Origin of the sequence: Nocardia sp. NPDC005745, assembly GCF_040630775.1 — a bacterium.
Taxonomy (GTDB): domain Bacteria; phylum Actinomycetota; class Actinomycetes; order Mycobacteriales; family Mycobacteriaceae; genus Nocardia.
Genome location: NZ_JBEXYF010000065.1, coordinates 1 through 13,424, shown reverse-complemented (window position 1 = coordinate 13,424; position 13,424 = coordinate 1). Strand labels below are relative to the sequence as shown.

Sequence of the window (13,424 nt, the reverse complement as noted above, 5' to 3'; positions counted from 1 at the left end):
GAGTTGTGTGTGGAGAGTGAGAGTTTCGCGTCGTTGTGGGCGTTGAATGATGTGGCGGTGCCGGTGAGTAGGACGAAGCAGGTGCGGAATTTGGCTGTGGGGGAGTTGGAGATGTTTTTGACGAGTATGTCGTTGCCGTCGGTGCCGAATGCGTGGATGCAGGTGTATACGCCGACCGATGAGGTGGCGTGGGGTAAGTTGCGGGAGTTGTTGGCGATGAGTCCGGAGGAGCGGGGGCGTCCGTGGGTTGAGCATCGGGAGATGTATCACGCTGCGGCAGGCTGAGTCTCGCCGTTCATGCGGTGTCGTGGGCGAGTTCACCGCGCGTGGTGTCCCGGATCGTTCAAGGCTCGCCGGGAGGAATGAAGCCGGCGCAAGCGCGTGCGGCATCGAGTGGAAGCCCCGACTCCTTCGTCGTCCTCAAATCAGGAGAGTGCGGCCTCACGAAGTGTAGTGGGGTGATGTGCTCGATTGTCCCGAGACTTCAGGGATCTGGCTCGTATGTCCGGTTTGTGGCGTAGCCGCCGTGCCACCATCGCCGGAGCACGGCGAGTTGACGCTCGGTCAGCGGACCGGAAAGCCGTCGCTGGACCTCGCTGATGTAGGCAAGTTCCTCGTCAGTCCATTCACGCGACTGACCGTTGTTCTCACCCATGCCGCGCCACCTGGGGGTGTTGCTGGTGAGCGGCCCGGCTCGCGGGAAATGGGCGCACTGTGCGCGCGACTTGGCTGGTGAAAATCCAAGTAGAAGCTGGCAAGCATCCACCAGCTACCGCGCTACGGGTATCAAGCGGCATGAAGTCACCTCGTTGGTGACCTGCCTGCCGATTCTCCCGACACCTATTGAAGCGCATCTTTGTTGCCTCGCGCCACCTGCGTGTTCGCAGACAACAGGAGTCGCGGGTTGACACCGCCGACAGGAGACGTTGGCGCTCGGTGTGCCGATGGCAGGAACAGGACGGATGTTCCTGTGATCGCTCATGGAGACGGCGACGTTCGATGCTGGCGCGGAGCCGTGTCCACTCGACCCAGGTTCAAGTCTCCCCAATCGATCCCGACGCGCCTCATCAAGCCTGGTCAAAAGCACTTTGCGGCGAAGCCCGGCGCTGGATGAGTCCCATCAGATCCGGACATTTCCCGTCGAAAGTGTGAGATTTTGGTGAGATGGATCGAATCGGCTCCATGGTTGGCATCTCCATCTGGGCGTCAAAAGGCTCACTGCTTCGACTCCGTGTCTGACGCCGGTCGAACAGTAAGTCGGCCCGGGCAGGACAGGCGCGATCTTGGGTGGCAGCTCACGTGTTCGACCGTTGCGGCGTGTCGCCGACACGACACGCTGGCCCACCCGCGCGGTAGCTACTTTTTGGCAACCTCGACTGAGGCCTCATCCCTTCAGGATTCGCTGTTCGCGTGTACGGCTTGGATGGCGGCTTCGTCGGGCGAGTAGCGTAGGGATCCATGGGAGTCTCGTCAACATCGCTGACTGCGCAGGGACAGATCCCCGAAGGGGCGATCACGGCATAGCGATCAGCCAGTTGCCCCGGTCGCGGCCCGCAACTGTGGGGTCGGAGCACTCGGGAGGCCTTGAGGGTCACGCAAGGTCGGCCACACCTCGGTTTCCGATAACTGAACAGCCAGCAAGGACAGCGCTTGGCCGCCGAATTCAACGGTCAGAGATCCCCGGTATGTGGCAGGACCAAACTGCTGCCACACGTCAGAGTATTTCGCGTTAGTTCAGCCTTCTGGGCGTACACCCCGTGTGCAGCGAGCGCAGTCTTCGTTATCCAACGCATCGGTCGTGCCACATTGCCCACACGACCAATGTGTTGCCGACGTTGTATCGAGGCGGGCATGGGGAGGGCGAACCGACTAGTCGGGGTCGTTATACCGTGCTTCTATGATCGAACCTCCAGTTTCGAGATCTTCAGTTGAGACAGTTCGCGCCGCGATCCGGTAGTCCGGGGATTCCGTGTCGCTTCCGTCTGAAGCCTGGTTCTGGCCCAAATTTTGTGAAGTCGCTCGTGCTGTTGGCTACTCGCTCAACAGGATTCGCTTCCTCGACAGGTCGGGCTTGGCGCGGCCGAACATCTGCCGTTTCAACATCTTGATCCGGTTGACGTGGCCCTCGACCACACCGCTGCTCCAACGCATGCTCAGACCCGCGGTGACCGCGTCCTGATCGCGACGCAGGCCACGAACGAACGACTGCAGCGCAGGCTGGTCATCGGCATCGACGCAGCTCATCCACCATTCGAGCTGCTTGCCTTTCAGTTCGGTCATCATGACCGCGAACGCGCGGACATGGCTGGTGAGGGATTTCAATTCCGGGCTGGCGTCGAGGATCGCGTCGAGGCGCCGCTGGTCGTCGGGGTCATCGTCGCGGGATCGGTCATGATCCATGCCGTAACCCGGCGCGCGGATGGTGGTCTGGGTGGCGGCACCGGGACGTGCGCGGTCGACCGGAATTGGTGGAGGTATGCGCGGACCATGCTCGCTCGGCCTCGGTAGCCGCGGGTGAGGATCTCCTCGAACAGCCGGGTGGCGTTCGTGCAGCCCTCGTTCCAGCGTCCGTGCAGGTAGGGCTTGAATTCGTCGAGCAGACCGGCGCGGTAGCCGGTTCGGTTGTTGACCAACAATTCCTCCGGCGACTGGGCGCGCGCGAACCGGCGGGCGGTGTTGCGCGCCAGGCCCAGTCGCGTACCGATGGCCCGGATGGTTTCGCCTTCGGCCAGCAACGCGTGGACCTGGACGTAGCGTTCCCGGGTGCGGACCGCGACGCGGTCGCGGCGTTGCACCGGGTCGACCGGCCCACGCCGCATGGCCGCGGCGACCTTGCCGATCTCGGGTAGTTGCTGCTCGTCGCGATGTTCGACCGCTGCGCTGAGATGGGCCCGGTGCCGGGCGACGGTGCGCTCGACGGCTTCGCCGAGGTTGTGCCAGAGGTGCCAGCGATCCGCGACCTGGATCGCATCGGGTGCACCCTTCGTCGCGGCCTCGGCGTAGGCGCCGGCGCGATCACGGCAGACGACCTCGACGCCCGGATGGGCCAGCAGCCATGCGGTCAAGGTGTCCGCGGTGCGGTCGGTCAGGACCTCGACCGGGCGGCGGGTGTCCATGTCGATCAGGATTGTTCCGTAGCGGTGCCCGCGACGCAGCGCGAAGTCGTCGACCCCGAGTACGCGCGGCATCGTTCGTTTCGGATCCGGCAGTGCGCGGATCCGGCGTAACAGGGTCATGCGACCCACCTGGGCTGCAAGGTGCCCGGTCAACCGGGCCCCGGCTCGGCCGCCCAGCGCCAGCGCGACCGGGCGCAAGACCTGCTCCAGCAACAGCGTCCGACGGGCGTAACGGGCGGCGAGCTTCGGGACCTGCTCTGCGAAAGTTCTTCTCCCGCACGCCGGGTTGTCGCAGAACAACCGGCGGATCCGCCGGGCGATCACCACTTTCCTCCCGGAGATCGCGGTGTCGGACAACCGGCGCCGGTACCGGCTGTGGACGCGGCGCGAAACTGCCGCGCAGCAGGGACACTCCACCGGCTTGTCCACGGTGGCCGCGTCGATCCGGACCGTCGAACCGACAGCACGGACCGCGCCGATCACCAGGCCGTCCAGGTGCGGAAACAAGATCGTCAACACACCAAGATCAGAACACCGACCTCTTCGTCAACGACCAAGCAGCTCAACGCATCCCAGGAGCTGGGTCATTCACGAAATGCGAGCCAGAACCTGAAGACTGACCCTCTGATCCCGGGTGAATGCTGACCCACCCCGTGAACGATCATGAGGTGCTGAAAGTGGAGGACTGGCGGAGATCCGCCGGTTGCATCGGGCAGAGGGATGGCGATTCGCGCGATCGCTCGGCGGATGAATATCTCGAAGAACACGGTGAAGAAGGCGCTGGCTCTTTGTGCGCATACGAAGGATCGCGGGCAATTGCGATGCCGTCCATTTTGTCGATTGGCTGGATCGAATTATTATCTGGATACCGAACACTGAATCAGTGCATAACTGAGATAGTCAAGTATAGAGTCGTAGCGCCGAGCGCTATGTAGGGATGGGAGAATGTCGCTGCGCGCCATCAAGCAGATGGCCCTCGTAGTCCACGCGCTCGAATCGCGAGTTGTAGAACTGGACATCCGCCGGGGGATCTTGATCGAGAGAGCTGCCATGACGGTACGTCTCACCATTCCAATGTATTCCGTATGATCGGCCAGACCCGATCCTGTACATCCCGACCAACTGCGGCGCTCCACCGCTGAACCGGTCGGCTCCTGAGCGCAGCGACTCACAGAATGACGTGAAGATTGCTCGACTCGTTCGTCTCTGATCATCAGCCGCCATGCTCGGCCTGATCCATTCAGCGTGTGCAGCCTTCAGGCTCCTCGTTCCGCTGCCCAGGAACTCAAGCTTCGAGCTGATCGTGGGTATCGGCAGCTTGACCGTCGACCATTCGCGCCCCCCGGCGGGAAGTCGTAGAACTTGGGCACCGAACTCACACTGCATGCCGCTTCCGACCCTGGTGCAGTGCACCAACTCACTACGATGCGGCCGTGTCTCTGGTGGAACGTTCCTCCATGCGGCCTCGACAAGCTTCAGGACGCGGTCCTGCGCCTCATCGACAGTCCCTGCTGGTTGCATCTCGTCCAAGCGTGCTACGACCGCGGGAAGGACCTGCGAGGGATACAGCACGTCGCCGACATATCCGATGAGGTCCGCAGAATGCCGCGTTGCGTAGGTTTTTCGAGCGTTATCCCACGTTGCGGAGGACTGTGTATTCGGCCAGCTTATTCGACTGTCAGTGGCGATGTACGCCGAGGCGGGGCCACGTTGGTCCACTGCTATCCAAACGACCAGGCTGGTCAACCCATCTCCTTGACATCTCGAAAGCCTGTGTGATCTTATACTGCGGCAACTCCGGGAGTCTCCACCACATGGGGATGGCCAGGGCCTGCGGTGGTCTCCTTGACCAGAGATCTGCTCTCCGCATTCCGGTCTTTGACGTGGCCCCGACCGCACGAGTCGGGGCCACGTTCTTTCGTACGCTCCACGGCTGTTGTCGAGCAAGTAATTCGGCGGCGGCATACCCGTAGCAGATCTGCGCCACTACTGCGGTTTCCATGTTCTACGGCTCGTCGCTCGGCGTGACGCGGAGGACCGCCAACGGCGCCGACACCGCCAGACCTCCGCTCGGCCACGACCCCGGTAACATTCGCTAGCGGACGCAAAGGACATTGCGCTCGACGGCGAGTACGGTTGCGCAGCAACACAGTCCGACGGGTAGGTGGGCGGGACCACCGCGGCGCCTACACCTTCGGTTGGCTCAGCGCCCTCGCCGAGCCCGGTCGCCCGCATCCGGCGCGTTTCCCGTCGGTGGTGTCGTCGTCCATCGGGCCTGGCGAATCTGCTCGGCGGTCATGGCCGGTGGCTGGCCGAGCTGAAGGACTGGGTGGCTCGGTTCCCGACGAACCGGCCGATACGCGGCGGCCTGACCATGACCGCCGCAACCACGTACTCTAGCCCGGTCTGGACACCCCCATGGGAAGCGAGCACCACACCGTGTCGATCACCGCTGACAGAACCGCCCTCACCGACCCCGCCCGGCTAGCTGCGGTACGCCGTTACGAGATCCTCGACGCTCCAACCGACGGCCAGTTCGACACCATCGCGGCGACCGCCGCAGCGGTGTGCGGCACCCCGATCGCCACGGTCAGCATCGTCGATGCCGACCGGGTCTGGTTCGCCGCGGCCAAGGGACTGGACGGTGTCGCGCAGGTCGGCACGGAACCGGGACTGTGCGCGTCGGCGTTCTGCGCCGAGGGCCCGTACGTGGTCAACGACGCGGTCACGGATCCGCGCACACTCGATCATCCGTTGGTACGTGGTGAGCTGGGGCTGCGGTTCTACGCCGCCGCCCCGATCGTCACCGCCGACGGGCACCACCTCGGCACCGTTACCGCAATCGACGCCATGCCTCGGGAGTTGAGCGAGGTGCAGAGGACCGTGCTCGGCTATCTCGCCGACCAGGTTGCGCAGCACCTGGAGCTGCGCCTGGCCACCATCAAGGCGGTACGCGCCGAACGCCAGTTGCGCGACGATGCCGAGCAACGCGCCGCTGCCGCCGCCGAGCTCGCCGCCCAGATACGAGCCGCGGCGGCCGTACAGGCCACCACGCCGCACCCTGAGCACTGCCAGCTCGGCGGCACCGCCGGCTGCACCGCGGCGGCCGAGCTGAAGATCGCCGATTCGTGGGGTGACTCGGCCTGGGGCTGCACCACCCACGTCGAAGAGGCCGTCATCAACGTCCGTTCGGTGTTCATCGCCAACGAGGAACTCGGTGGCCTGGCCGCCTACCTCAACCGCTGACCGTCACCACGAACCAACCTCCCGGCCCCCGTGCGGCACCGACAGCCCGGGTGACCGCCCGCCACGAGCGCACCCACAGCTACCGGCCTCATGGTGCACTTGTTGTTTCCCCTGGGCGTCACTGCCTTGGGCGGCATGCGCACGACGATGCGGCAGGCCATGCACGACACGACCGACAGCTCCCGCCACCACGCGTGATCGAGTCACGCAGCACCGACGACCCCCAGAACCCCACGATCGTGGAGTACCGGCTGGCCGAAGGCACCCTGCCACTGCTCGCCGCGGCGCTCGAACGCATCGACGGCAGCAGGTAGGACTACCCGCCTCACGCCTCCGACGCGGGATCCGCCGCTACGAGCGTCTCGGTGCGGATGCTGAACGGGTAGCGGCCGGGCGCCTCGAGCACGGCCTGCGCGATCGCGTGCTCGTCGTCTTCCAGTTAACACCGAGACTCCGCCCGCGACCAGCAGCACTCTGTCACCGCGTTCTCGCCGGAGGGGCCCGAAGGGTCGGGAGGGTACGACGGCCCGTTTCCCAACAATCCCGCCGTGAAAGGCCACCCGGCCGTCCAGGCGGCTTTGATGGATATGGTCCGTAAGGGGACTATGGGCGCACTCGTCGGCCTCTGCTGGGGTAAGGCCAACGAGCCGGATGGTGGCCTTCTGGCGGCTCTGCGGCAATTGGGCTACAAGGTCTGATCGGCGGGATCCATACGACACGCAGGCAGCCCCGGGCGCGGAGCCGGGGCTGCGCTGCGCCGGTAGGGCACATCCGAAAACGGTGTGGGCCGAACTCGGCGCCCGCCACGGCGGCGGGTGAAAGGGTTCAGCTGTTGGGGTCCGGTGGGGGTGGGTCTTGGCGGGAGAGTTGGGCGTTGAGTTCGAGGGCTTCGGTGAGCTGGTCTTCCAGGACGATGATCCGGCACGCCGCCTCCAGCGGTGTGCCGGAGTCGACCAGCGCGCGGGCGCGGGCGGCGATACGCAGCTGGTAGCGGGAGTAGCGGCGGTGCCCGCCCGGGGAGCGCTGCGGGGTCAGTAGTTCAGCAGCGTCGAGACCGCGCAGGAAGGCGGGGGTGACGCCGAGGATTCCGCGGCTCTGCCCATGCTGTAGGCGGGATAGTCCTCGTCATCGAGCCTCTCGGCGGCACCGGAAGCGTCGGTGTGGTCTGTCGGGTCTGTGGGGTCTGTGTCCGGTTGCCGCACTACACCTCTGGTTTCAACGCCGACGGGCCCCGGCGCACTGTGCGCCGGGGCCCGGGATCGAGGGGGTTTGGATATCAATTCCGATCGTCGACCCGCAGAGCCGACGTCGAACACTGCGCCCGGCACTTCCCGGGCGTGCAAGGTGTAGGCAACTGCTTCAGCGACCACCTCCCGGATCGACGACGAGACCTGCGGTGTTTCGTCGTCCCCTCCGGCGGTCCGGCCGACTGCACCGGGTTCTCTTCTCCGCCGGAGGGGACGGTAGTTCTTGCTTTCCGGGCAGTTCACCTGCCCGGCCAACCAGACTCTTCATCTCCAACGCGAGCGACTGTATACCGGACTTCACAGGATGTCTACATCCTGGAGTGAAGCTTTTTTTCTGCGCTGGTGAGGTGTTCCTCATGCCGGAACGCCCGCGTCCGCCGCCCCGACGACCCGCTCACACCCGAGGAAACCGACCTCCGCACCCGCCGCCAGGCCCAGGTCGTCCTCCAGCGTCCACAAGACCAGTAGACAGCCGGAACCTTCCACGTTGCACCCATCCCTGACCAGGAACTACGCCACATCCGTTGATTTTTCGGTGATCACTACCGGAACCCCCGTACCTGCGAACCGACGCCGCCGCATCCTGAACCGCGAATTGCACAGTTTCGAACGTGAAATGACCGGGTCATCGTCGGGGTGGGTCGAAGAACCAGGCACCCCGACGATGACGCGCATTCCATCCACAACTATCAGCGGTTGGGGTTGCTTATTGCTCGGGTGGATGTTCGCGGTGAATCACCGCTGATTACGGTCGCATATGATCTTGCCGGGTTCAGTTGACTTTATCGTACCCGCCCGCCGCATTGCGTGTGTAGCGTGTGCCGATGGGATGCCCATAAGAGTTCGTGAGGGCCATCCGCTGATTGTATTCCGCAGATTCGCGGGCGCTGACGAACCGGAGTTTCAGGGAACCCTTGTTGTCGCCGAGGCCGCTGTCGATGTCGTTGATCCTCATCCACAAGTCCTCGCCACCTGCGAAGTGGTGCCGACGATCCAAGGCTTCTGGCAGGCCCTGTTCCCCCACGCGATAGATCAGCTGGCCGACCTTGGCCTCTTCTCCGCTATAGGGATACTTCGGATCTCCCTTGCTTATCTTCTGGACATAATAGTTACCTGTCAGGCCCGTGCCGTCGGACTTGCAGGTGCATGCACCACCGCTGTTGTCGTTGAAGGACCAGCTGCCCTCGGCGTACAGGTTCCCCGCCTCAGGTATTTTACCGACGTGCTGCCAGCCTTTGTTCGCGTGAACCTCGGTTTCCATTTGCCCAGTCCTTTCGTAGTGGAGTAAACCAGTGAAAATGGCTGGAAAAGGCGCTCCCGAAACCAGTGCAACATCGTGAAGACACAGCTCGAGTCCAGCGGCAAGATGCTCGCCAGACATGAGCCGGTTTCGCGCCGCCGCAGGATGGAACCTCCTGCGTCACGTACTCTATCGCCGCTCACACGAACCTCAGCCGCTTGCAACGGCACGTCGCACGGTTCACGTGCTGGCGGATGTCCTCGATTCGGAATCCTCGAACGCCAGCGCGAGGGCATCGCCGCAGCGAAGGCTCGCGGCGCCTACACCGGACGCAAACCAGCGCTCACTACCGAGCAGGCAGACCAGCTGCGCGACCGGGCGGCCGGCGGGGAGTCGAAAGCCGCGCTAGCCAAGGAATTCGGTGTCAGCCGTGAAACCGTCTACAGCTACCTGCGGGCTGACACGACCAAGTCCTGACCTGTGAATTGTCTGGTTTCGAACACGAAAGGGAGGCGTCGGCCGAGGGTGCGTGTGAGATCCGGCTCGTCAGTCAGCGGTGTGCCCCGCATGGTCCTGCAGGTTTGCTCCTACGCTTCAGCGGCCGGGGTGGCGGGCTCTGAAGCGGTGGCGGGCGAGCCGTTCATGTAGGTGTTGCGGATGCCGGTGGAGCCGTCGGCTTGTCCGTGCAGGTTGAATGATTCGGGGTATTTGCCTTCGTATGGCCTTGCGTGGACATTGTTGGTGCCAGTCGTGGCAAGTGCGATGTTGTGGTCGTACTTACTTCGGATGCTCGTGGATCCATATCCGTTATTGATCCCTACGAAGGTGAAGCTCTGGTCCGGGCTGCCATCGTAGGGCCGCACGTTCACGCCGTTGGCGGTCATGCCGAGGGCCAGGTCGTAGTACTGACAGCGGATGCCCTTCGAGCCGTCGGCTTGGTCAACGACGTTGAAGCTCTGCTCCTGCGTGCCGTCGTACGGCCTGGCGGTCACACGGCCCTCACGTGTGATACCGAGAGTCAACCGGAGTTGAGGGTTGCCCGGTACAGAGGCGTCACCGGCATCAGTAGGAATGACTTCGTGCTCGCTGGCTTCCAGATCAGGTGTGGCGTCCGACATGGCCTGTCTCCTTCATTCAGCCGCGCGCAAGGTCCCACCGGCCCCCGCGCGGTTACGGTCTACAGGAAACTCTCTGCTACGAGGGTATTTCGATGGGACGTGTCCGGTTGCTGATACCGGCAAATCCGCTGCCCGCCTCGGCTGCGGCGCGCTATGCGTTCAAAACTCCACCCGTAGGTGCATCTCGGCCCGACCCCGATCTACCAATACTCGACACGTTTGTTGAACAGGGCGAACCAGTCGAGGCCCTGGGCCTTCCGCTCGGACAGCCGCTGTCCAAGAACTGATCGATTCTCGACGGTGCTCGCGCTTCGTGATCTGGCTCTGGTCATGGACGATGAAGACGAGACACAGCAACGGTAGGCAGTCGATTCGTCCGCTGCCTGCCGTCAAGGCGTTGAACACTACTATTTTCTGCTGGCTTTCTCGAGCATCCGCAGTGCACGCTCGTTGGCCTCGTCGGCCGTCTGTTGTGCCTTTGCCGCTGCTGCGGCCTTGGCGTTCGTGTCGGCTCCGGTGTCCTCGGATGCGGCGTCCTGGTCGGCCATGACAGTGCCTCCTTTTGGTCGGGCTCGGGTACCAACCGTGCAAATCATCCCATGCAGAAGGCGGGTCGGTACCAAATCATCGGCACACGAGCCGCGACGCGCGCGAGCATGCATGACCGCGTTGCTGGCCAACTCGTCACACACCTGCACCGCGTCCTCGACGCCGATACCAGTGGCGTGCTCGAGCAGGCGCCGCACCGCGGCCCGTGCCTGCCCCAACGACACGGCCGCGAGATCCAACTCCACCACAGCGCCGTCCACGCATTCATCGGTACGCGCCGGAACCAGTGTCGAAACGCCCACCGCCCCACCACACTCACCGCAGCACCATGAGGTGTCGAAAATCAATCTTGGGCTCAAGGGGTGACTGCATCACCGCGTGGATGATCATGTCGGCGTGGAGGTTTGGGTGCGGGACTATGGAATGTCTGCGGCTCGTCAGGACGAGGTGTGGCGTAGGTGGCGAGCGGGAGAATCGTTCAGTGCGATAGCGCGATCCCTCGGGATGCCGCTGCAGCACGTCAGGCGATTCCTGGCCCAAACCGGAGGACTCCAACGCCGACCGCCGCAGCGGCGCATCCAACATTTGACGATGGCCGAGCGAGAGGAGATCTCCCGCGGCCTGGCCGCGGGCAGCTCGGCCCGCACGATCGCCACCGGGCTGGGCCGTTCGCCCTCGACGATCGCGCGCGAGATCGCGCGAAACGCGGATACGGCGCCTATCGGGCAGCGGTGGCTGATCAGCGGGCCTATCACCGTGCGCGACGGCCGAAACCAGCCAAGCTGGTGCAGAATCCGATGCTGCGAGAGCTCGTCGAGGGCAAGCTCTCGGTTCGTTGGTCGCCTGAGCAAATCGCGGGATGGTTGCGCCGGGAATTCCCCGGCGACGAATCGAAGCAGATCTCTCACGAGGCGATCTACCTGGCGTTGTTCGATCCCCGACGTAGAGCGATCGAGAGAACACTGACGCGCCGACTACGAACCGGCCGGCTGATGCGACATCCGAAACGAGCCGGCCGCCGTCGAGACGGTCGCGGAGTCATCACCGACCTGGTGCCGATCAGCGAACGGCCGATCGAAGCCGAAGACCGCCGGGTCGCAGGGCACTGGGAAGGCGACCTCGTGATGGGCTCACGCCCGTCTGCCATCGCGACACTGGTCGAGCGGACCAGCCGATTCACCGCGCTGGTCGCGCTGCCCGAGGGCATCAAGGCGCACCAGGTCACCCCTTACTTGACGAAATACCTGCTCAGCCTGCCGACAACGATGCGCCGATCCCTGACCTGGGACCGGGGCCGCGAAATCGCAGGCCACAAGTCCATCACTGCCGCGACCGGCACGCCGATCTATCTGTGCAAACCTCGAAGCCCGTGGCAGCGAGGCACCAACGAGAACACCAATCGCTTACTGCGCCAATATCTACCGAAGAACGCCGATCTTCGCCGGTTCACCCAGGACGATCTCGACGCCATAGCCCTCGAACTCAACCACCGGCCCCGCAAGATCCACGGGTACTGCAGCCCTGCCGAGGTCTACGCTGAGCGTCTGAACAGTGGTGACGCGCTGACTGTTTGAGCGCAGCAACGATTCTTAGACAAGTGCTGTCGCGCGCCGGCGGCGTTGGCTATGGGAAGACATGATCGAGGATCCATGTGACCGCCGCTCGCACCAGGCCGGCGAAGACGCCGCCGACTGCCGCGCGAGTCAGCGCGCTGCGTTGGCTGTCGATGTGATTGTGGGCCATGGCGTTGCCGCGATCGCGATTGTTCGTGGTCATGAAACCAACACTGGGCCAGGCGTGAAGTGCTGGAACGAATCTGGACGACCGTTGACGTCTCGCATACTTCGCCCCTCGGCGACGAGGCCTGCGGATACTGGAAGCTGACAGAACTTGACGCAATTCGAGGTCGCCGTGGCCGGTATCAATATGCCCAACGAAGTGGTGCTCCCGCCGGGACCCCACAGACAACTCACCGCTGTCCTGCACGAGCTCTACCTCGGAGCGGGAAAACCCGGCCTGCGGACCATCAGCGGCTGGATCCGCGACCGCGACGACTTGCCCGGGACGCTGAGCCATCAAGGTGTCCGTGATGTTCTGGGAGGCCGCGCCATCCCGCGATGGCCCAATCTGGAATCTCTTGTGAGAGTCCTCCTCGACCAGCAACGCATAGGTCAGCGGGACGCTCCACGCGTCCTCGCCGAACTGCTCACGCTGTGGTCCGACGCCCAGAACCCCTCGCCGCCGCACACCGATACCGCGGCGCCGCCGCCGGAACCGGCGGTACAGCATCCTCCAACCTCACCCCGAACTATGCCATCGGCTGCCGCCGCACCGCCCCCGAGTCCCGACGGCCGGCCACCGCAACCACCCGACCTGAATTCCGCCGGGCGAAAGGTGAACCCAGAGATCAACCGGGCCGCCCGGCAGTTGATGGAAGAGGCGAACCAGAGGTTGAACGCGCCGTATGGAGGTTGGTCGGCTGCCTTCGTTCTGCCTGATACGGCTCCGGCGGCCGCGCCTCCAAAGTCGTGGCAGGCGCCGCCCCCGATCACTACCAGTGCCCTGGAGCTGGAGCTGGACAGGAGGGCCCAGGAGAAAGAGGCCGCTGCCCGGATCCCACCGTCAACGTCGGAGCTTCAGCAGATACGGCTGCTATTGCAGCGGCTGGTAAACCAGGATCCATCGACTGAGCTACCGCCATCGCAGTCGATCTGAAACCCCTACCGCTAATACTGCAACGGCAGTCAGGTGAGTGGGTGCCCTCTTCGTCGGTGTGGGATAGGCGGGCTACCCGGACTGACCGCCGTTGCAGTACTAGTACTCCAGCCGCACTTCGTTATGTTGGGCGGTAGTCTGTTTCGTTGTGTTGATCGATGAGGATCTGGCTGCGTGGGTGGCTGGGCTGGAT

The 13,424-nt window shown here is 64.0% G+C and carries 10 protein-coding genes and 4 pseudogenes; 5 read left to right on the top strand and 9 right to left on the bottom strand.

Features of this window, described 5'->3' with window-relative positions; all coding sequences use genetic code 11:
• Positions 1 to 285, top strand: a pseudogene (locus ABZ420_RS35285) (transcriptional regulator); the annotation flags it as partial.
• A 199-nt stretch (positions 286 to 484) separates the two neighbouring features.
• Here ABZ420_RS35285 and ABZ420_RS35280 read toward each other — a convergent pair.
• The 3 genes from ABZ420_RS35280 to ABZ420_RS35270 all read right to left on the bottom strand — a co-directional run bounded on the left by ABZ420_RS35280 (position 485) and on the right by ABZ420_RS35270 (position 3,632).
• Complete coding sequence (locus ABZ420_RS35280) at positions 485 to 655, bottom strand: hypothetical protein (RefSeq protein WP_357132321.1); 171 nt, start codon at positions 653 to 655, stop codon at positions 485 to 487.
• Between the two features lie 1,376 nt (positions 656 to 2,031).
• Positions 2,032 to 2,400 (bottom strand): transposase, encoded by a 369-nt coding sequence (locus ABZ420_RS35275; protein ID WP_357132318.1) that lies wholly within the window; start codon positions 2,398 to 2,400, stop codon positions 2,032 to 2,034.
• Positions 2,319 to 3,632 carry an ISL3 family transposase gene (locus tag ABZ420_RS35270; RefSeq protein WP_357132315.1) on the bottom strand — a complete coding sequence of 438 codons (1,314 nt, stop codon included), beginning with the start codon at positions 3,630 to 3,632 and terminating at the stop codon, positions 2,319 to 2,321. The genes ABZ420_RS35275 and ABZ420_RS35270 overlap by 82 nt, the downstream gene beginning before the upstream one ends.
• Before the next feature lie 1,902 nt (positions 3,633 to 5,534).
• Here ABZ420_RS35270 and ABZ420_RS35265 point away from each other — a divergent pair.
• Positions 5,535 to 6,362: a GAF domain-containing protein gene (locus tag ABZ420_RS35265; RefSeq protein WP_357132312.1), complete on the top strand. Its 828-nt coding sequence runs from the start codon at positions 5,535 to 5,537 to the stop codon at positions 6,360 to 6,362.
• Positions 6,363 to 7,187: 825 nt separating this feature from the next.
• Here the strand turns inward: ABZ420_RS35265 and ABZ420_RS35260 are convergent.
• The 3 genes from ABZ420_RS35260 to ABZ420_RS35250 form a co-directional block, all read right to left on the bottom strand.
• Positions 7,188 to 7,397: a MerR family DNA-binding transcriptional regulator gene (locus tag ABZ420_RS35260; RefSeq protein WP_357132324.1), complete on the bottom strand. Its 210-nt coding sequence runs from the start codon at positions 7,395 to 7,397 to the stop codon at positions 7,188 to 7,190.
• A 566-nt stretch (positions 7,398 to 7,963) separates the two neighbouring features.
• Positions 7,964 to 8,095: a hypothetical protein gene (locus tag ABZ420_RS35255; protein WP_357132309.1), complete on the bottom strand. Its 132-nt coding sequence runs from the start codon at positions 8,093 to 8,095 to the stop codon at positions 7,964 to 7,966.
• Between the two features lie 286 nt (positions 8,096 to 8,381).
• Positions 8,382 to 8,870: a hypothetical protein gene (locus ABZ420_RS35250; protein WP_357132306.1), complete on the bottom strand. Its 489-nt coding sequence runs from the start codon at positions 8,868 to 8,870 to the stop codon at positions 8,382 to 8,384.
• A 249-nt stretch (positions 8,871 to 9,119) separates the two neighbouring features.
• Between ABZ420_RS35250 and ABZ420_RS35245 the strand changes: the two are divergent.
• Positions 9,120 to 9,326 (top strand): annotated as a pseudogene (locus ABZ420_RS35245) (helix-turn-helix domain-containing protein); the annotation flags it as partial.
• A 110-nt stretch (positions 9,327 to 9,436) separates the two neighbouring features.
• Here ABZ420_RS35245 and ABZ420_RS35240 read toward each other — a convergent pair.
• A complete protein-coding gene (locus ABZ420_RS35240; protein ID WP_357132303.1) occupies positions 9,437 to 9,967 on the bottom strand; it encodes a hypothetical protein in 531 nt (176 codons plus the stop codon).
• A 407-nt stretch (positions 9,968 to 10,374) separates the two neighbouring features.
• Positions 10,375 to 10,458: pseudogene (gene oprI / locus ABZ420_RS35235) on the bottom strand (outer membrane lipoprotei OprI); the annotation flags it as partial.
• 649 nt (positions 10,459 to 11,107) lie between these two features.
• Between oprI and ABZ420_RS35230 the strand changes: the two are divergent.
• Positions 11,108 to 12,090 (top strand): annotated as a pseudogene (locus ABZ420_RS35230) (IS30 family transposase).
• 49 nt (positions 12,091 to 12,139) lie between these two features.
• Here the strand turns inward: ABZ420_RS35230 and ABZ420_RS35225 are convergent.
• Entirely contained in the window at positions 12,140 to 12,292 is a 153-nt protein-coding gene (locus tag ABZ420_RS35225; protein ID WP_357132300.1) for a hypothetical protein, read from the bottom strand.
• Between the two features lie 114 nt (positions 12,293 to 12,406).
• Between ABZ420_RS35225 and ABZ420_RS35220 the strand changes: the two genes are divergently transcribed.
• The gene (locus tag ABZ420_RS35220; protein WP_357132297.1) at positions 12,407 to 13,231 is read left to right on the top strand and encodes a hypothetical protein; all 825 of its coding nucleotides are present in this window, start codon (positions 12,407 to 12,409) and stop codon (positions 13,229 to 13,231) included.
• Positions 13,232 to 13,424: the final 193 nt, after the last annotated feature.